General features: G+C 72.5%; 1 protein-coding gene. It reads left to right on the forward strand.

Going from position 1 to position 512, the window contains the following annotated elements; translation table 11 throughout:
• Positions 1-94: 94 nt before the first annotated feature.
• A partial coding sequence (locus tag Q7A36_RS40795; RefSeq protein ID WP_305109482.1) for a helix-turn-helix domain-containing protein occupies positions 95-512 on the forward strand: 418 nt, incomplete at its 3' end.

Here is a 512-nt window from a genome sequence, read left to right on the forward strand (position 1 = left end):
ATACCGTCCTGCTGATGTTATGACTCGGTGGTGATTTGCGGTGGCGCGGCGCGGCGTGATTCGTGTGGTGTCCGACCCTGAGGGGGAGGACGCGATGAGCGCGAAGGGCTTGCCGATCCGCGACGACGTGTCGGCTGATGAGCTTCGTCGGCTGGCACGGCGTGAGAGCGACCGCGCTGCGGCGACGCGGATGTTGGCGATCGCCGGGGCGCTGGAGGGGTTGCCACGGGCGGAGGCGGCGCGGCTGGCGGGCATGGAGCGCCAGGCGCTGCGGGACGTGGTGACCCGCTACAATGCCGAGGGCCTGGCCGGCCTGCATGACCGTCCGCGCTCGGGCCGGCGCGCACGGCTGGATGAGGTCCGCCGGGCAGCGCTGCGGCAGTTGGTGCTGGACGGGCCGGAGGTGGAGACCAGCGGGCTGAGCGCCTGGACCCTGCCCGACCTCTGCCGGGAGGTGGAGGCCCGTTGGGGTGTGACCTACCACGCGGCCCACATGAGCCGGCTGGTGCGCC

Source organism: Paracraurococcus lichenis (assembly GCF_030657435.1).
Taxonomy (GTDB): domain Bacteria; phylum Pseudomonadota; class Alphaproteobacteria; order Acetobacterales; family Acetobacteraceae; genus Paracraurococcus; species Paracraurococcus lichenis.